The organism is Nitrospira sp., assembly GCA_024760545.1.
Classification (GTDB): domain Bacteria; phylum Nitrospirota; class Nitrospiria; order Nitrospirales; family Nitrospiraceae; genus Nitrospira_D.
The window spans coordinates 3,739,564-3,758,838 of sequence record CP060501.1; the positions used below are offsets into that span (position 1 = coordinate 3,739,564).

A 19,275-nucleotide genomic window follows, 5' to 3' on the forward strand; every position below is an offset into this window, starting at 1 on the left:
ATGGTGACAGAACTTGAATATGCATTCATGGCTGGTCGGGCGTATCAATCCACTCGTGCCGAAAAGAATTGGTTCCCAACTCTAAATGGCTATGGTTGGTTAGAGCCTCTGGAAGAGAGAAAAAGAGATCTAGGCACTGGCTTTGAAGCTGGGTATTTTCAGCGTGGCAACGAGATTGTGATTTCCTTTGCAGGCACGAATCCTAACGACGGTATCCTGCCGCCCGGCCCAGACAACACGGCCAATATCTTGCTTGCATCCGGTATAGGTTCTGTGCAGCTGTTGCAAGCGGCTGAATACTATCTGCAAGTTCTGGCGGCTAATCCCGGCGCAACCATTACGTTTACGGGGCACAGTCTCGGCGGCGGGTTGGCGGCACTCATAGGTGTGTTTTTCGGTAAACAGGCGATCACGTTTGACCAAGCGCCATTTGCCCTATCCGCGACGCCAAGCTTGACTCCAAGTGTCGCCGAGACACTCCTCTCCGATCTGCTTACCCGGGGCCACAGTGTCTCGGCCTTGGCTGGACTGACCGACTTTTTACAACGTCGCGCCGTGAGTGGTGGGATCCCGAATGCTGATTTGGTGAGCAGCATCAATGTGCAAGGGGAATTTCTCGCCGGAGTCCCCTGGAATGTCCTGGCGAACCGCATTGGTCTGCCAACCTATCTCCCTATCAATGCTCCGGGCGTGTCCGGGGGCGATCTGCATTCGCACGCTTTGCTGACTGCGTTTCTGCAAAGCATGCAAACCGCTCTGTCCGGACAGACGTTGAATGGCGTCACTGACAAACTTACCGATCTGATGGCGATGATCTTTTCGAGCAGCTTATTCGCGCACCCGACTACTGACCCTCAGAATCGAAACTTCCTCGAACGTCTGGTCCAAAACGAAACCGCCAACGCGATGGTGACCCGCTTCACCAAGGATCTGTGGAAACTGGCGCAAGATGGGGGACTGACGATGACGGATGGTCCCACTCCCGCCACGAATTTGGTTAGCAAGACGCTGATCGCGTTTGCCATGCAGATGTACTACGAAGACACCGTTAATGCCACGAACGCGAGTAAAGAACTGTTCACCGATCTTGCCACGGCAGGCATTGGTAGCGGGGGTGTCCACTTTGATCGGGCCGATGTGGCGACTACGCTCAGCAACGCCAAGGGTTACACCCTGTACTTTCAGAACTACCTCAACTCATCTGCCTTTACCAATACCGATCGTCAGCAGATTCAATCGCAACTGCCCACGCTGCGCGACTGGTATGTGCAGGCAGGACCTGGTGGGATGAATGCGACCGATGCCGAGAACCGTGGAGCCTTTCTGCTGGGCGGCGGGGGTGCTGATTCGTTGACTGGAGGCACACAGACCGACCTGTTGGTGGGCAATGGTGGGGCTGACAGACTGAATGGCGGTGGGGGCAATGACACCTTACTCGGCGGCATCGGCTTCGACACCTACTATTACACCACGGGGGAGGGACACGACCGAATCGAGGATGCTGACGCGCAGGGGCGGATCCTGTTCGACGGGCGGTTGCTTGTTGGTGGGGTACACAAGGCCGATGATCCGGACAATACCTACAAGAGCTACGATGGAGCCGTGACCTATGTGATGTCAGGGGGGCACCTCATCGTCAACGGCGTCTTGACGGTCAATGCGGATTTTGAAAATGGTCAGTTCGGGATTGATTTGATTGATCGCTCGGATGAACCCACCAGTACTCCACCGGTTGTCGACTATTCCAATGGGTTCCCAACAGAACTGCTCTCTGCGAATGCAACCATGTACGCGGGCTCGCTACTGGGAGGATCGGGAGAAACCTCAGTGAACTATATCATCCAGGGATATCAAGGAGAGGAGGACTGGTATTTCTTAGGGGGTAGTCTTGGGAGCCACCAAGTCTTTGCGGTCGAGGGCGATGATGTTGTCATGGCAGGGTCGGGGCCTGATCGTCTCCATGGGGGTGGTGGCAACGATGTGTTGTGGGCCTGGTACGGCGATGATGTAGTTCACGGTGACGATGGGAACGATATCCTGCAGGCCGGGAGAGGGGAGGATTTTGTCGAAGGTGGGGCGGGCAATGACGTGGTGCTTGCTGGATTCGAGAAGGATGTCGTGTTGGGCGGTGACGGAGCAGACCTCCTGTATGGTGATGGGCTCAATCCCCAGGTAGGAGGTGAGTTCGGAGTTGGTGCGTGGGTCGGTGATCCGGCACTCATGGATGACGATTATCTGGATGGACAAGCTGGGAATGACTGGCTGTTTGGGCTCTTGGGGGATGACGTGCTTCTTGGTGGGGATGGAGCAGACCATCTTGTCGGAGATATCGTGCCAGAGAATGGACCGGCGGTCAGGATCCTTTATACCAGCAGGACCATTCTGTTCGGCGAAGTCGCCTTTGAATCTTCGGATTTTTGGTTCACCAATTTTGAAGGAGGGGAGGACTTTCTCGACGGTGGTGACGGAAATGACGTCGTGCAAGGGGATGGGGGCAACGACATACTTCTTGGAGGGAACGGGGACGATCAACTAATTGGCGACGACGGCACGGTCCTCCACGTTCAGCAGGGTGATGACCTGTTGGACGGCGGAGAGGGTAACGATCGGCTCCAAGGCGGAGGTGGCGCAGATACCCTGACTGGAGGAGAAGGGAATGATCAACTGAGCGGGGACTACCTTAACGCCAGCGGACCGGACGAAGGGGCCGATATCCTGGATGGTGGCGGGGGCAATGATCTTCTCTTCGGCGGTGCCGGCGATGATCAGCTTAATGGAGGAACTGGGGACGATTTCCTCATGGGGCAGGACGGCGACGACTTCCTTGATGGCGGAGATGATGACGATGAGCTTCAGGGAGGTGTCGGATTCGATACTTTGGTCGGGGGAGCAGGCAACGATCTGCTGTTTGGAGAAGACGACAACGATACGCTCTTTGGTGAGGAGGGCAATGATGAAGTGCAGGGCAATGCGGGCAACGATTTCGTGGCCGGTGGAGTGGGCGACGATCGGCTCTTCGGACAGGAAGGGCATGATGAACTCTATGGGAGTGAGGGAAACGATGGGTTGCGGGGGGACGAGGGCGATGATCAGCTGGATGGCGGGGCCGGTGACGATATCCTGGTCGGGGATGCTGATGGGCAGATCGGGGGATCGGGAGGGAACGATACGCTAACGGGCGGGGTCGGCAATGACACGCTCGTCGGCGGTGGGGGAGAGGATACCTACATCTTCAATCTGGGCGACGGCAGCGATACGATCGTGGAGGCGGCGGGGGAAGGCAATCACCTGGTTTTCGGGGTCGACTCCGGGTCGGTGACGCTGGGGATGGAGATGGACGATACGTTGGTCCTTCACATAGGAACGGCCGGGGATACGGTGCGGATCACCAACTTCGACGTGATGATCCCCGCCGGGGCGCATCCCATCGACACGTTCGAGTGTTCCGATGGGACCGTACTCACCTATAGCCAGCTGATTGGGCGAGGATTCCACCAGAGCGGCACGGCCAACAGCGAGACCCTTACGGGGACTGCATTCATCGATCACCTGGCCGCCGGTGCTGGAAATGATGTGGTCTCCGGTCTGGCCGGAGCGGATACGCTCATGGGGGAAGAGGGCAATGACGTATTGAACGGTGGCTCAGGGGACGACACCTTAGATGGCGGAGTCGGCAATGATCAGTTGTTCGGGTCGGAGGGGAAGGATGTGCTCTACGGCGGCGCCGTCGATGACTTCTTAAGCGCCGACCTCGGGACCGATCGCTTAGTGGGAGGGGCTGGGAATGACCTCTATGAACTCTTCGGGGCGGGTCATGTGATCGTCGAGGTTGCTGGAGAAGGAAATGATACGGTCAGAGTCGCGGTCCCCGGATCCTTTGTGTTGCCTGAGGCCGTTGAGAATATCGAACTGCGCGAGGATACCTTCTTCTCCGGTGCGTTCGATCTGGTCGGAAACCAGCTGGACAACCGGATGACCGGGTCCAACGTGTTGGATGGGCGGCAAGGCAACGATACGCTGATCGGGCTCGGGGACAATCTCTATGTGTTCGGACGAGACTACGGGCAGGATGTGATTCAGACCGGCAGGCAGACCTATGCGTCGCCGAACGTTCTCGATTACATCCACGTACAGGAAGGGGTGGCGCCTGCCGATGTGACGTTCGAGGGACAGGGCAACCATTTGGTGATGAAAATTGTCGGCACAGCCGATCAGCTCACAGTAGAGAACTATTTGATTGAGCCAGGCCTTCGAAAACCCACGATCGGCGAGATCCATTTCGCCGACGGGACGATCTGGGGGGAGCCGGAGATCACCAGTCGTATCCGAGTGATCACCGGCACCAGCGGCAACGATATCCTCACGGGGCTCGACAACGAGAATGAGCTGTTCGGGCTCGGCGGGGACGATCAGCTGGGGGGGAATGGCGGAAATGACCGATTAGATGGCGGCACAGGCCTCGATATCATGACAGGCGGGTTGGGGAACGATCTCTACCTCGTCGATCAGATCGGCGATGAGGTGACGGAGAACCCCACTGAAGGCACCGACACCATCCACAGTTCAATCACCTTCACGCTGGGCCCGAATGTGGAGAACTTGACCTTGGTCGGGACGGCCGCGATCAATGGGACGGGCAATACCCTGAACAACATCCTGACGAGCAACAGCGCGGCGAATGTGCTGAACGGCGGCACGGGCAGCGACAGCATGGCCGGCGGCGCCGGCGACGACACCTATGTGGTTGATGCAACCGGCGATACGATCACAGAGAACGTGAATGAAGGGGTCGATACGGTCCAAAGCGCCGTCACTTATACGCTCGGCGTCAACGTGGAGAACTTCACCTTGACCGGCACCAGCACGATCAATGGTACCGGAAACATCCTCGACAATGTCCTCGTGGGCAACAGTGCGGCCAATGTCCTGACCGGGGGAGCCGGCAACGATACGTATGTGGTGGGGACGGGCGATGCGATCGTCGAGAACACCGGTGCCGGGACCGATACGGTCCAGAGTGCGATCACTTGGACGCTCGGGAGCAACCTGGAACACCTCACCTTAACTGGTACGAGTGCCATCAATGGGACCGGCAACACGCTGAACAATGTGCTCACCGGCAATAGCGCCGCCAACGTGCTGAACGGGGGCACCGGCGCCGATGCCATGAGCGGCGATGCCGGGAACGATATCTATGTCGTCGACACTCTCAGCGATACGGTCACGGAACATGCGAATGACGGCACGGATCTCGTCCAAAGCGCGGTCACCTATACTCTGAGCGGTGATGTGGAGAACCTCACGCTTACAGGCACGGCCGCCATCAACGCCACGGGCAATGGGCTGAACAATGTCCTGACCGGCAATACCGGCAACAACGTGCTCGATGGCGGCCAGGGGGCCGACACCATGGCCGGTGGGACCGGCCACGACACCTACGTCGTGGACCAGGCCGGCGACGTCGTGACCGAGGCGTCGAGCGCCGGAACCGATACGGTCCAGAGCGCGATCACCTATACCCTCGGGAGCAACCTAGAGGACCTCACCTTAACTGGTATGAGTGCTATCAATGGGACCGGTAACACGCTGAATAATGTGCTCACGGGCAATAGCGCCGCCAACGTGCTAAACGGCGGCACGGGCAGCGACAGCATGGCCGGCGGGACTGGGAACGATACCTATGTCGTAGACAATACCGGCGATACGGTGACCGAGAATGCCAATGCGGGGACCGATCTTGTCCAGAGTAGTATCACCCAGACATTGGCTGCCAATGTGGAACATCTGACGCTGACAGGGACCAGTGCCATCAACGGAACCGGCAACACGCTCGACAACCTCCTCATCGGCAACAGTGTCAACAACACACTCACAGGTGGGGCCGGCAACGACACCCTGGATGGCGGGCTGGGGAGCGATACCATGATCGGGGGGACGGGCAACGACATCTATGTGGTCAATACCACTGGGGACCTCGTGACCGAGAATGCGAATGAGGGGACTGACACCATCCAGAGCAGTGTCACCTGGACTCTGGGTTCCAATCTCGAGCAGGTGACCTTGGCCGGCACCAGTGCGATCAACGGGACCGGCAACACGCTCAACAATGTGCTGACCGGCAATGCCGCCAACAACGTCTTAACGGGGTTGGGCGGCAACGACACGTATCTGTACAGTCGCGGGGGTGGCCAGGACACGGTCGTCGATAGCGCGGGGACTTCGGATACGCTGGGATTTGGCGCGATGATCACGCCGCTCGATCTGGTCCTCAGCCGCCAGGTCAACGATCTGCGCCTCGCCATGCATGGCACCACTGACCAGGTGACTATTCAGAACTGGTACACGAGCCCCACCACGAATCAGGTGGAAACCGTCCAGGCCGGCACGGGGCAGCTGCTGCTTAGCACACAGGTCGAGCAACTCATTCAGGCCATGGCGGCGTTCACGCAACAGTCCGGACTCACGTGGGATCAAGCCATCGAGCAGCGGCCCCAAGAGGTGCAGGCTGTCCTGGCCGCCAGCTGGCAGTAAAAAAGCATTCAGGGTGCCGATAGCTGAAAAAGGGTGAAGGCCATTAAGTATAATTAGCGAAAACGTTTGGTCATGAAGGAGCCTTATCTTATGATGGCCACATGTCGGCTCAAGCAGCGAGAGTGCTTCCTCAGGACCCTGATTCACCGATACTGACTCAGTCACGAACCCCCACCGATACGGGACTGACCTGTCTTCTTATCCTTGCCCGGCTTCATGATCTCCCTGCCGATGGTTCCCAGCTTCGGCATCAGTTCGCCCAATCGGGGCAAGTTCTTTCCGACACCGATCTGCTCCGTGCCGCCAAGCATCTTGGCTTGAAAGCCGGCTTGGTTAAGACGCAGTGGCGCAAACTTCAAGAGATGCCGTTGCCTGCCATGGCCAAGTTAGTGGATGGGGGCTATCTCGTATTGGCCAAGGTCGGAGCGGAGAAGGTGCTGATCCATAATCCCGTCGAAGCACGCCCGCTCGTCATCTCTCGTGAACAGTTCGAGGTGATCTGGACTGGGGAACTACTGCTCTTTACCAAGCGCACTGAGGTCCGTCTGCAGGATCTCAAGTTCGATTTCACCTGGTTCATTCCGGCAATCGTCAAGTACCGAACGTTTTTCGGTGAAGTGTTGGTCGCTTCGTTCTTTCTTCAGCTCTTTGCCCTGTTGACTCCGCTGTTTACGCAAGTCGTCATCGACAAAGTGCTTGTGCACAAGGGATTTACGACGCTTCATGTGTTGGCGATCGGCATGATCGCGCTGGCCGTCTTCGAGGCCCTCCTCGGCGGGCTCCGCACCTATCTGTTTTCCCATACGACGAATCGGATCGATGTCAGCCTCGGGGCCCAACTCTTTCGGCACATCTTGGCCCTGCCTCTGTCTTACTTTGAAGCGAGGCGAGTCGGCGATACGGTCGCCCGCGTGCGTGAGTTGGAGCAGATTCGACAATTCCTGACCAGTCATTCCGTCACGGTGGCGTTGGACGTCGTCTTTACCGCCGTCTTCCTCACGGTGATGTGGTTCTACAGTTCGACGCTGACGCTCGTCGTGATGGCCTCGCTCCCGATCTATGCACTGCTGTCCGTAGCGATCACCCCGGCGATTCGAACGCGCTTGCACGAAAAATTCAATCGCGGGGCGGAGAATCAGGCGTTCCTCGTCGAGGCGGTCAGCGGGATCCAGACCGTGAAGGCCATGGCCGTCGAGCCGCCGCTGTTACGCAAATGGGAAGAGCAACTGGCCGGCTATGTGCGGGCGAGTTTTCGGGCCACGAGCTTGATTACGATAACCGGCCAATCAGCGACCTGTGTCCAAAAGGTGACCATGGTAGCCGTGCTGTGGGTGGGTGCTTATCGCGTGATCGAGGGTGATCTCAGCATCGGGCAGCTGATTGCGTTCAACATGCTCTCGTCGCAGGTCACCGGCCCGCTCCTGCGCCTAGTGAATCTTTGGCAGGAATTTCAACAAGTGGGTATTTCGGTGCAGCGGTTGGGCGATGTGCTCAATACCCAGCCCGAGCCCTCATATAATCCGAATCGGACCACGCTCCCGCAGGTCCGAGGCCAGGTGCGATTCGAAGAGGTGACATTTCGCTATCGATCCGACGGTCCTGAGGTGATTCGCAAGGTGTCGTTTGCCGTTGAGCCGGGTCAGGTGATCGGCATCGTCGGGCGTTCAGGATCCGGAAAGAGCACCATTGCCAAGTTGATCCAGCGTCTCTATGTGCCCGAGGGAGGGCGAATCTTAGTGGATGGGGTGGATCTGGCCCAGATCGATCCGGCATGGCTTCGCAGACAAGTAGGAGTCGTGCTGCAAGAGAATTTCCTGTTCAACGCCTCGGTGCGAGAGAACATTGCGCTGACGGATCCCGGCTTGGCGATGGACCAGGTGATGCAGGCGGCGAAACTGGCCGGAGCCCACGAATTCATCCTGGAATTGATGGACGGGTACGATACCGTGATCGGAGAGCATGGATGCACGTTGTCGGGAGGGCAGCGCCAGCGGATCGCCCTTGCGAGAGCCTTGGTGGCGAACCCTCGGATTCTCATCTTGGATGAGGCCACCAGTGCCCTGGACTACGAGTCTGAGGCCGTGATCCAGCAGAATATGGCGCAGATCTGTAAAGAACGCACGGTCTTCATCATCGCGCATCGACTGAGCACGGTGCGGCCGGCCCATCGTATCTATGTCGTCGATCGAGGAGAGATTGTTGAGCAGGGGGCGCATACCGACCTCCTCCGTGCCGGCGGGTGTTATGCGAGGCTGCATGCGCATCAAGCCGGCAGAGAAAAAGCCGTAGGGTGAGGTAGGAGATACAATGGCATTCGTGGCGTTTGCTCGGCATTGGACTGTGTGGAAGGCGGCTTGGCAAGCGGAGTCAAGTCGGCCCGTCGGAGCTGCTCCCGGCGGACACGCCACGGAATTCTTACCGGCGGTGCTGGAAATTCAACAGGCGCCTCCATCACCGATCGGTCGGAGTATCCTCTGGACGATCCTCGCGGCCTTCACGGGCGGAGTGCTGTGGACCACGTTCGGATGGATCGACATCGTGGCGACAGCGCAAGGCAAGATCATCCCCAGCGGCTACTCGAAGATCATCCAGCCATATGAAACCGGAGTCATCGCCTCCATTCATGTGCAGGATGGACAAGCTGTCAGGCAGGGCGATGTGTTGATCGATCTCGATTCGACTCTCAATCGAGCCGATCTCGATCGGACGCTTAATGAATACCGCGCCGCGAAAGTGGAGGCAGCGCGATTGCGGGCACTGATTCGGAACCAGGACACGTTCGAGGTGCCGTCCGATGCGGATGCAGCCTCCGTGGCGTTGCAGCAGCAATTGCTACGGGATCAACTGGTGGAATATCAGGCCAAGGTCGCTGCGGCGCAGCATTTGGTGGATCAGCGCCAGGCTGCGGTCGAGCAAACCAACGAGAATATTCTCCGTTTAGAAGCCACCGTTCCGATGGAGAGCGAACGTGCCGAGGCCTACAAGAAACTATTCGATCGTGGGGCAGCAACCAAGATGGACTTCCTGCAGGCCGAAGGCCAACGCATCGACAAAGTGCAGGAACTCGCCGGGCAAAAGAAGAAACTTCAACAAGACCGGGCCGCGCTCGCCGAGGCCGAGACGCACTACCGAGCCATGGTGTCAGAATTTCAACAGACGAAGCAGGCGGAACTATCGGCACTCGAAACCAAGGCCGCGTCGCTCGCTCAGGAAGTGACGAAGGCCGACCAAAGGACTGACTTGCAGCGGCTCATCGCGCCGATTGATGGCGTCGTGCAGCAATTGGCGGTGCATACCGTCGGGGGGGTTGTGACATCCGCCCAGCAGTTGTTGATCATCGTACCGCAGGACCATCCGGTCGAGGTGGAGGCACAGGTCGAGAACAAAGATGTGGGATTCGTACGGGAAGGGCAGCCGGTCGAAATCAAGGTGGAAACATTTCAGTTCACCCTCTATGGCACGATTCCTGGTCGCGTGGTGACGGTTTCCGATGATGCAGTCCCCATCGAAAAGGTGGGCCTGGTCTATCCTACCAGGGTCAGTATGGATCGAGGAACGATTCAGGTCGAAGGCAAGTCGGTCAACCTGTCGCCCGGCATGGCGGTGGCCGTCGAGATCAAGACCGGCCAGCGCCGCATCATCGAATACCTGTTGAGCCCTTTGCTGAAATCCATGAAAGAAAGTCTGAGAGAACGGTAACGGATGTTGAAGGTGTTTGCACCTCTTGGATTCTGTGTATGTGCCGCCACGATGCTTGCGCCAAGTTTCTCGACCGCCGGTATGCCAATCGGAGAACCGAGTAGACCGTCTCAATCAGCTGCCCCCGAACCTCTTTCTCTCACCTTGAAAGGCGCCTTGGCGGCGGCGGTCAGCAACAATCCCGACGTCCTCCTGTACAAAGAACGAATTCAGGAGGGGCAAGGTCAGGTTCGGACCCAATTGGGGGCGATGCTCCCCAACCTGTCTGCCAATATTCGCCAGACCAGACAGACGCAATTCTTGGGTACCATCGGGCTTTCTCCCGTGCGCACCGATCCATTCAGCATTTTCGATACGCGCATCAGCGCGACACAAAACCTGTTCAGTCTCAGCTTGATTCAGCGATGGCGGGCTTCACGGGAGACGTTGCATGTCACCGAACATGAATCGGAGGTGAGAAAGTTCGACACGATGGCCAGTGTGGCCCTGGCCTATATGGATGGGTTGAAGGCCATGGCCACGATCAAGGTGCATGAAGCGAATCAGCACGTGATGAACGAACTACTGGAGACGGTCAGACACCGGCAGCGTGGAGGAGTCGCGACGTTACTGGATGTTGCGCGGCTAGAAGCACAACTGGCGGCTGAGCGGCAACAGGAATCATCGGCGCGGTATGACCTTGACCATGCCAAACTGAATCTCATCAATCTGCTTGCGCTCTCCATGGAAAGCTCCCTGGTTCTGACCGATGAGTGGTTGACGGAGGTACAGGACCTACCGACGCCGGAACAGGCGATAGACTCGGCGTTGAGCCAAAGACCGGAGGTTCAGGCGCAGATCACACGCATGAAAGCTTCGGAGCTGACCTATTCGTCCATCACCGGGGAGCGCTTACCGTCGCTGGTTGCCCAAGGCGAGTATGGCCTCATCGGTAATCGTTGGAACAACTCCGTAGACACGTACAATATGGCGTTGACCCTTCAGATTCCGATCTTCGATGGAGCGCAACGCGAAGGCCGCATCGTACAGGCGCGGAGCCAGGTACAGCAAGAAGCGTTACGGATGAAGTCGGTGCTCAATCAAGTCAGAATGGAAGCGCGCGATGCACTCGCTTCACTGACCGCGGCGAAAGAACAGGTGGGCATCGCGCAGACCGGTCTCGAGATGGCAACAAAGGAATTGGAGCTTGCGCGCGAACGCTACGCCGTCATCAGCTCGGCCAGCCATTTCGAACTGACCAACGGACTTTCCGCAGTCACCCGCGCCAGAGAAAACCTCGTCAATGCACTTTTCCAACTCAACGCTGCTCGCGTCAATCTGGCTCGCTCCACAGGCGGCTTAGATCGATTGAACTAGTGGCACTGGCCATCAGACCAGCGTAGACGACTGCCCATTCCAAAGACAGGGGCCAAGGGCATATCACGCGCCGCATCGTGTGGAAACGAACGCCAGTGCCGTTCATAGGCTTCCTTCAGCACTCTTCCTCATATAGCCAACCTGCCGTCGAATTCAAAGAAAAGGGTTTAGAGACGGCATTGTCTTGACTTGACTTAGCCCTTCACTCACACTCAAACAATGTACAATCAGTCTGAAAGTGACCTCCTGCGCATGTTGGCCGATCGGGCCGGGATTGTCGCTGATTACTACGACATCGCCGGCACGCATCATGTGACGACGGATGAAACGCGTCGGGCTATCCTCACCGCCATGAGTCTCCATGCCGCAAACCGCGATGAACTCATTGAGGAACTGACGGCTTGGGATGACCGCCCATGGCTACAAGGATGCGAGCCGGTCCATGTGATTCGGTCAGGGCGAGAGATTGGGATGTGGTCATTGCATGTGCCGTGCGAGCGTTCGGACGATGCTCTCCTACAGATCCACTGGTCCCTCCATGCAGATACTGGAGAGACGCACTGGGAGAGGGAAGAAGGGCCAGGGCTCAGAATCGAAGATCAGCGTGTGATCAAAGGGCGTCGCTTCATTCGTGTGGCCTTGGCATTTCCACGAGAATTGCCGCTCGGGTATTACGCGGTGAGAGCTCAGGCGAAGGCAAGTGGCACGCACACTGAAACAATGTGCCGTCTGATCGTAGCCCCTGAGCGTTGTTACGTTCCTGAGAAACTTCAGCGTGGTGCTCGATGGTGGGGTATCGCCTTGCAGCTCTATTCGTTGCGGAGCGATCGCAATTGGGGCATCGGCGACTTCGGCGATCTCGCGACCATCGTAGAATGGGCTGGAAAGCACATGGGTGCTGCCGTGGTCGGACTCAACCCACTCCATGCGCTCAAGAATTCCAAACCCTATCATGTGAGCCCGTATTCACCGGCTAGCCGCCTGTTTCTCAACGACCTGTATATCGATGTTGAACAGGTTGCGGAGTATGGGACGGCACCGGAGGTACGGAGCCGGTTGGCTGATCCGGCGTTTCGCGCGCAGATCGAGGCAGCGAGGCGATGCGACTTGGTGGATTACGATACGGCCAAAACGATGAAACGCGAGATACTCGAAGTCTGCTATCGTGCGTTTCTTCGGGAACATTTCGAAGGTGAAGAGCCCGAGTTGAAGCCGACGACGGAGCGCGGGAACAGCTTTTCTCGCTTTGTCGAGCGTGAAGGAGAATCTCTGGCCGAATATGCGTTATTTCAAGCGCTGGAGGAGGAGCGGCAGGCGCTCCAATCACCCTCGGTCGTTTGGGCGGACTGGCCGGAGCCCTATCGAGTTCCAACGTCGGAGGCCGTGCAGGAATTTCGGCACCGGCATATGTCGCGGGTCAGGTTCTTTCAGTACCTGCAGTGGTTGGCGGCAGAACAGCTACGTGGGCTGGTTGAGAAGGCACAGGATGCCGGAATGCCGATCGGGTTTTACCACGATCTTGCGCTCGGGAGCGATCGCTACGGAGCCGATGGGTGGCGGTATCAAGAGGTGCTGGCGTTGAATGCCGATTGCGGTGCGCCGCCCGATGCCTTTGCTCCCCAAGGGCAGAATTGGGGATTCTCTCCGCTTGATCCGCTCCGGCTTCGCGCGAGTGGCTACCAGTACATGATCAACTTGCTCCGCAACAATCTCCGCTATGGTGGCGCGATTCGAATCGATCATGTCATGGCGCTCTTCCGCTTGTTTTGGATTCCACGCGGCCTTCCCCCCTCGATGGGCACATATGTGCATTACCGTGACGAGGAACTGCTGGCGATCTTGGCATTGGAGAGTGTGCGGGCTAACGCACTCGTCATCGGCGAAGATCTGGGAACCGTTCCCGATTGGGTGCGTGACCGACTGGGAACAGCCGGCGTCCTGTCCTATCGGGTTTTGTATTTTGAACGGACTCCCTCAGGGGCCTGGAAACCACCGGCACAGTATCCGGCGCAATCACTGGCGGTCGTCACGACTCACGATCTTCCGACGTTGAATGGATATTGGGAGGGTGCCGATATTGAGACTCGATCCGCTCTCGGCCTATTTCCTTCCGAGCAAGCTCGGAACGCGATGCTGGATGAGCGGCAACAGGAGAAAGCCGGTATCCTCGCTGCGTTAAAGTCCGAAGGACTCTTGCCGGCCGGTCTATCGGAAGACCCAGCGCTCATGCCTACCATGACTGATGAGTTGAGAGAGTGTGTTCATCAGTATCTGGCTCATACTCCATCCTGGATTGTTCTGGCCAATCTCGAAGATGTCATCGGCGCTCGCGCTCAGACCAATTTGCCTGGGACGGTGGATCAGCATCCGAATTGGTGTCGGAAGCTGAGTCTCACGGTCGAGGAGCTGAAGAGCGACCCACGATTCGAACGGCTCGCGGCTCAGTTGCGTTTGACGCGCCCCCTTGTGTAAGAACATCCGTGAACGGATCTTCTCTTTATCCATTGTCTCGAACCGGTTGTCTTGATCACCGGCGGAGCCGAGCGATTCGATGATCGCCATGACGCATCGTGACCGCCTCGTTCTTGCGATCGCTGCAGCCTGCTTTCTCATTATCTTAGTGATTGAAGAATTTGCTCCGGCCAACGTCGTCGGGGCCTATGGGTACGTCTTGCCGATTTTGTTGGTGACGACGCTTCGGAATCGAACCGTGATGTTGGTGACCGTCTTGGCTTGTGTCGTCGCGACGTATTCAGGGCTGCTACAACCGACCAAGCCGGGCCGATTTCAAGCGGCGGTCATCAATCGGAGTGTCGTCGTCGGCGTCCTGCTGTTGGTGGCCTATCTGGGGGTAAGTTGGGAAGAACGGAAGGCACGGGAGGAAGCGGCGCGGGCGGCCTTGGCCCGACAAACGGAGAATCTGCTCAAAGCCAACACCCAACTGGTTCAGGCAAAAGATCAACTCAACCGGTCGGAACGGCTGGCGGCGGTGGGACAACTCGTGGCGTCCGTTGCGCACGAGGTGGGCACGCCTCTCCATTCGATTGCGTGGCATGTCCAGGCGCTGGCGGAGGAGCCTGGGGTGACGCAGGAGATGAAGAAGCGGGTCGCCATCATCGATGAACAGCTGACGCGAGTGGTGCGGATCATCCAAGACCTGCTTTCCTCCACCCGGCCACGTCAGCCGGAGCCCAAGTGGTTGCCGGTAGAGGAAGTCATCGGTCCGGCGGCCGACTTGATGGAGCCCGCGTTTCATGCGAAAGGGATTACCTTGACGATTCAGATTTCTGAGCACCTGCCGCTGGTCTGGGCCGATAAGGAAAAAATGCATCAGGTGTTGGTGAATATCCTGGCGAATGCGCTGGCCGCCACTCCTTCGGAAGGGACGGTGAACATCGTCGCGGGAGCCCGCGAGGCCTCTCCGGAAGAAGTCGACCGCGGGGGAAGGGCGGCCGGCCGAATGTCCCCTCTAGTGATGACCATGACCGTCCAAGATACAGGGTGTGGCATGCCGGAAGCCGATGCAGAAAAAGCCTTCGAGCCGTTTTTTACGACGAAGGCAGTTGGCAAGGGGACCGGCTTAGGACTATTCTTGAGCCGCGAAACCGTGCTAGCTCATGGCGGGAATCTCATGCTGACGAGTGAGATGGGGCGTGGCACCACCGTAGCGGTGACGTTGCCCGCGGTGCAACGTGAACCCACCCGTATGATGGAGGAGGCGTGATGCAACCAGCGACGATTCTCGTAGCCGACGACGATGTGGTTGCACGTGAACTCCTGGCGGAAGCGCTTAGGAAAGAAGGGTATCACGTTGAGGCATTTGCCAGTGGAGAAGAAGTGATCGCGCGTGGGCGACAGGGGCGGGTCGATTTGGTATTGACGGATATCCGTATGGGCGCCGTGGATGGGCTCACGGTTCTGAGGGAGTTCAAGCGGGTGAGCCCGAATACAGCGGTTGTGGTCCTGACCGCCTTCGGTTCTCTGGAAGGAGCGATCGAAGCGATCAAGCAGGGGGCCTATGACTACCTGGCGAAGCCGTTCAAGAAAGAAGACATCAAGTTGGTCGTCAAACGAGCCTTGGATCACTGCCGACTGCTCCAAGAGAATGCGCGGTTCCGAGAAGAGTTGAAGAGCAAGGGGGAATGGTCTCCCTTGGTCGGAAGCAGCACGGCGATGCTGGAAGTGTACAAGTTGGTCGCGCGCGTGGCTGAGAGCAAAAGTACGGTTCTGCTGCAAGGGGAAAGCGGAACGGGCAAAGAGCTCATTGCCCGGGCCATCCATACGAATGGTCCGCGCCGTGATAAGCCGTTCATCCCGGTCAATTGTGGCGCCTTGCCGGATACGCTGCTGGAATCTGAAATGTTCGGGTATGAAAAAGGGGCATTTACCGGTGCAGCAGGAACCAAGGTGGGGCTCTTCGAGTCGGCCAACGGGGGAACGTTGTTTCTCGACGAGATCGGTGAACTTGGACAGGCCTTACAAGTGAAATTGTTGCGGGTAATGCAGGATCAGGAAGTTCGCCGAGTGGGGAGTACGACCTCCACAAGGGTCGATGTGCGGATCATTGCGGCGACCAATCGGGATCTTGAGCAACTCGTGAAGGAAGGAAAGTTTCGGGACGACCTCTTTTATCGTCTGAAAGTCGTCCCTATCACGTTGCCGTCGTTGGTGGAGCGGCGGGAAGATATTCCGATGTTGGTGCATCATTTCTTACAGAAATGTGCTGCGGGAACTGCGCATGCAGTGCGCGGTGTGCTGCCGGAAACCATGGCGTTGTTGACCCAGTATCGGTGGCCGGGCAATGTTCGAGAGCTTGAAAACGCGATTGAACGGGCTGTGTCGTTGAGTCACGGGCCTCTCTTGACGCCTGAGGATTTGCCCGACGTGATTCGTCAAGGCGCAGCTGCCGACGTCGATGCGCGACAGACGCAAGCTGATCGACTCGATGAAGTGTATCTCACGTTAGAGGAAGTGGAAAAACGTCACTTGATTCGTGTGCTTAAAGAAACGAAGGGCAACAAGGTGAAGGCCGCAAAAATCCTTGGCATCGACAGACGAACGCTCTACCGTATGGCAGAGCGTTTCGGCCTGGATCTTGGCGAGGAAGCTGAGGGAGTAGAAAAAGAACCGGTCTAAGGTTTTGCGCCGTAAAAGGTCTCAGTTGTGTACGTCGATTGTACGATTTTCAATTCGTTCTTGATCAACCGGAGCTTGTTTTCAGCGCTTTGAGGAACTTGGGGAGCTGTGGGACCCCAGCTATCGAACATCGTTTGCTTGCCTTCAGACAAGATTTGTAACCGGAGTCTGGTAGCTTTGTCGGTTTCCGGTGTTACCGATGCTTCGGCACGGCTTCTTACCACACCGAACCGTCCTTTCAGGAGCCAATCCCAGATACTGGACTGTTCATCCCTGTAATCTGCCTGTAACTGAGATCCGTCCTTCCAGTTCACGTCGTAGTCATCGTCTTTCAAGACTTTTGTCACGGCTGCCTTCACTTGATCTGCCGGTACGGGCAATGTCACGTCGACGACATCGGGTTCGATCGTGGCACGCGGGGCGCTGCTGCATCCAAAGGCAAAGGCGGCGATGACGACGATGGCTAGACAGTCCTTTCGGATCATTTTGTTCTGGCCTCCTTCAGACGGTAGACAAGGTGAGTATCGGTCTGTGTCACTCCTTCTATGCCATGAATACGACTCAAAACCAGTTGGGTCAAGGCGTCCTGGTCCGGGATATCAGCGACTGCGATGATATCTGGCTTGCCCCAACAGGGATCGATCGTCTTAATCTCTTTGATTTCCCCTAGCGCTTTGACTACAGCGGATGTCTGGCCCGGCAACACATTGATCAATACATAAGCACGATCCGACATACCTTGATCTCCTGGAGCCGGACCATGAATCGTGTAGGGGATTGCCCCAGAAGTGGGGTGCTTTATAGCAAAGTCGGTCTGGTCTGTCAACACCGGCTTGGTTTTAGTGGCCTTGGACGATGAAGGAGAGGGGATAGATTTCAAATTTGGTTTTGCCATGGTCTCACTTTGGCGCAACAAGCACTTCGACCCTGCAGTGCTCGCTGACGCTGGTTAAGGTTGTTTCCAGCCGTTTCGGACTGCCGATGCGGCCTTCCGGATCGTACATAAAGCAAAACAAGGTTGAGCATCGCCCTTGCGTTCTGTAGTGCGCTGAGTCCGCAGTAACTTGATCGGCAAGTTCCTTTGTCGTCAATCCAGGCCTGGTCTTCTTCGCTACCACCGCGATCTGATCCCTATTGACTAGGAGCGTCGTTCTTGGAGCGCCTCCTGTATAGGGTGGCGTCCATTCATCGGTGGCCACTTCATCAAACTCTACCTTCAACAACGCGCACAATAGATCCTGTAGGTCATAGTCATCCTCGACCTCGAGGGTCGGACGATAGTCTCTCCGCAGACGGAGCTGGCGAGCGACGGCGTGGAAGCGAAGACAGACTTTCCGAATGACATGAAGCGGGTCTTGGTCAATCGCAGGGGCAAGCACGGATTCGACCAACCGATCGCTGCTCAGACTGATCGATGGCTTCTCAATCTGCGGATCGTGCGGTGGGGGTACAACGGAATGAGTCATCGCTGGGGGTACGGTGTGAGTGCTCACCGTCGGGGGTGGGGAATTGACATGAGGTTGAGCCGGTATAGAAGGGGATGACGGAACGACCGCCGGTGATGGCGGGACTTGCTTCTCCTCGACTGAGCTGTCGACCGCCGATAGTATCGCTTGAGCGGGTGGAGTTGATATCGGCGGGGAGGAGGATTCTTGGATTGGGGCAGGGATTGGGGCAGCGGGCGCCTCGGATGCGGCGGGTATGGGCATCGGCGTAGGTGTCGGAGTAGGTATTGGAGCCGGTGTCGATGCCGTGATCCGAGGCTCTGTCGCAGCCGATTGGACGTGAGGTATGGGTGTGACAGGGGGGATCGACGGCCCCACATTTGTCGTCATGGCCACGGCGACCGTCATCGGCGAAGTCGCTTGCGTTGTCACAGTCGTTGGCGTCGCGGGCGAGACAAGCACCAGACGTGCGGTGTTGTTTATGCTTGCTTCGTGTGGTGGCTCGGGTTTTGGTGGCGGCTTGAGTCCTTGAAGTTCCAGCTTCCGGTCCTCCAGGGTATGCATAAGGTCTTTAATGACAGAAAGGGTCTGTGCCGCCTGTGACTTGTCCGCTGTGCGAATCTTGAAGTTCCGATAGGTTTGGTATTCGTGGGAACGCTCACCGAACGTCTGCCGCAGGCATTCGCGAAACTGCAACTCGGCTTTGCTTTGTGCAGCGTCACGATAGGGGAATCCCTCCTGGCTGAGGTCCTTGATTGCGGTCAGGACTTCCTGGAACTTGTTGATTCCATGAGTGATCTCTTCGATGAGAGCAGTTTTCGATCGGGGTCGTTGGTGGTCCGCTGCGCGCGTCCGTGCCATGGCTGTGTGAAAAAGTCTAACTGAGGGTCACGCACCTGGCAAGAAAACAACGGGTTTTTACGGAATTGGTCAGAGCACCGAAATCCTACTCGAGAGGGACGAGCATAGATGCGTCGAGCGTAGAATCACTGAGATTGCATCAAAACGACGCAGGAAAAAGACTCGTTGGAATGTGAGAGTCCCCTTATCTTTCATATGTACGTATTTCAAAGGATATTGACTTCAGCCGTTGACTTCTGCCATTTTT

Annotated in this window: 10 protein-coding genes; 7 read left to right on the top strand and 3 right to left on the bottom strand. The window is 57.3% G+C overall.

Annotated features, from left to right (window positions below; all coding sequences use genetic code 11):
- The 7 genes from H8K03_17680 (at position 1) to H8K03_17710 (ending at position 16,722) form a co-directional block, all read left to right on the top strand.
- Complete coding sequence (locus H8K03_17680; protein UVT19599.1) at positions 1-6,531, top strand: hypothetical protein; 6,531 nt, start codon at positions 1-3, stop codon at positions 6,529-6,531.
- A gap of 101 nt (positions 6,532-6,632) precedes the next feature.
- Positions 6,633-8,825, top strand: a complete 2,193-nt coding sequence (locus H8K03_17685; protein UVT19600.1) for a type I secretion system permease/ATPase — start codon at positions 6,633-6,635, stop codon at positions 8,823-8,825.
- Between the two features lie 13 nt (positions 8,826-8,838).
- Positions 8,839-10,230: an HlyD family type I secretion periplasmic adaptor subunit gene (locus H8K03_17690; protein ID UVT19601.1), complete on the top strand. Its 1,392-nt coding sequence runs from the start codon at positions 8,839-8,841 to the stop codon at positions 10,228-10,230.
- Between the two features lie 3 nt (positions 10,231-10,233).
- A complete protein-coding gene (locus H8K03_17695; GenBank protein ID UVT19602.1) occupies positions 10,234-11,586 on the top strand; it encodes a TolC family protein in 1,353 nt (450 codons plus the stop codon).
- A 252-nt stretch (positions 11,587-11,838) separates the two neighbouring features.
- Complete coding sequence (gene malQ, locus H8K03_17700) at positions 11,839-14,058, top strand: 4-alpha-glucanotransferase (protein ID UVT19603.1); 2,220 nt, start codon at positions 11,839-11,841, stop codon at positions 14,056-14,058.
- Positions 14,059-14,137: 79 nt separating this feature from the next.
- Positions 14,138-15,310, top strand: coding sequence for a hypothetical protein (locus H8K03_17705; protein UVT19604.1), 1,173 nt, complete (start codon positions 14,138-14,140; stop codon positions 15,308-15,310).
- Complete coding sequence (locus tag H8K03_17710; protein ID UVT19605.1) at positions 15,310-16,722, top strand: sigma-54-dependent Fis family transcriptional regulator; 1,413 nt, start codon at positions 15,310-15,312, stop codon at positions 16,720-16,722. Before H8K03_17705 ends, H8K03_17710 begins: the two co-directional genes overlap by 1 nt.
- Here H8K03_17710 and H8K03_17715 read toward each other — a convergent pair.
- The 3 genes from H8K03_17715 to H8K03_17725 all read right to left on the bottom strand — a co-directional run bounded on the left by H8K03_17715 (position 16,719) and on the right by H8K03_17725 (position 19,028).
- Positions 16,719-17,207 (bottom strand): hypothetical protein, encoded by a 489-nt coding sequence (locus H8K03_17715; protein ID UVT19606.1) that lies wholly within the window; start codon positions 17,205-17,207, stop codon positions 16,719-16,721. The two genes, H8K03_17710 and H8K03_17715, sit on opposite strands and share 4 nt — an antisense overlap.
- Complete coding sequence (locus tag H8K03_17720) at positions 17,204-17,458, bottom strand: Lrp/AsnC ligand binding domain-containing protein (GenBank protein UVT19607.1); 255 nt, start codon at positions 17,456-17,458, stop codon at positions 17,204-17,206. Before H8K03_17720 ends, H8K03_17715 begins: the two co-directional genes overlap by 4 nt.
- Positions 17,459-17,621: 163 nt before the next feature.
- The gene (locus H8K03_17725) at positions 17,622-19,028 is read right to left on the bottom strand and encodes a hypothetical protein (GenBank protein UVT19608.1); all 1,407 of its coding nucleotides are present in this window, start codon (positions 19,026-19,028) and stop codon (positions 17,622-17,624) included.
- Positions 19,029-19,275: the final 247 nt, after the last annotated feature.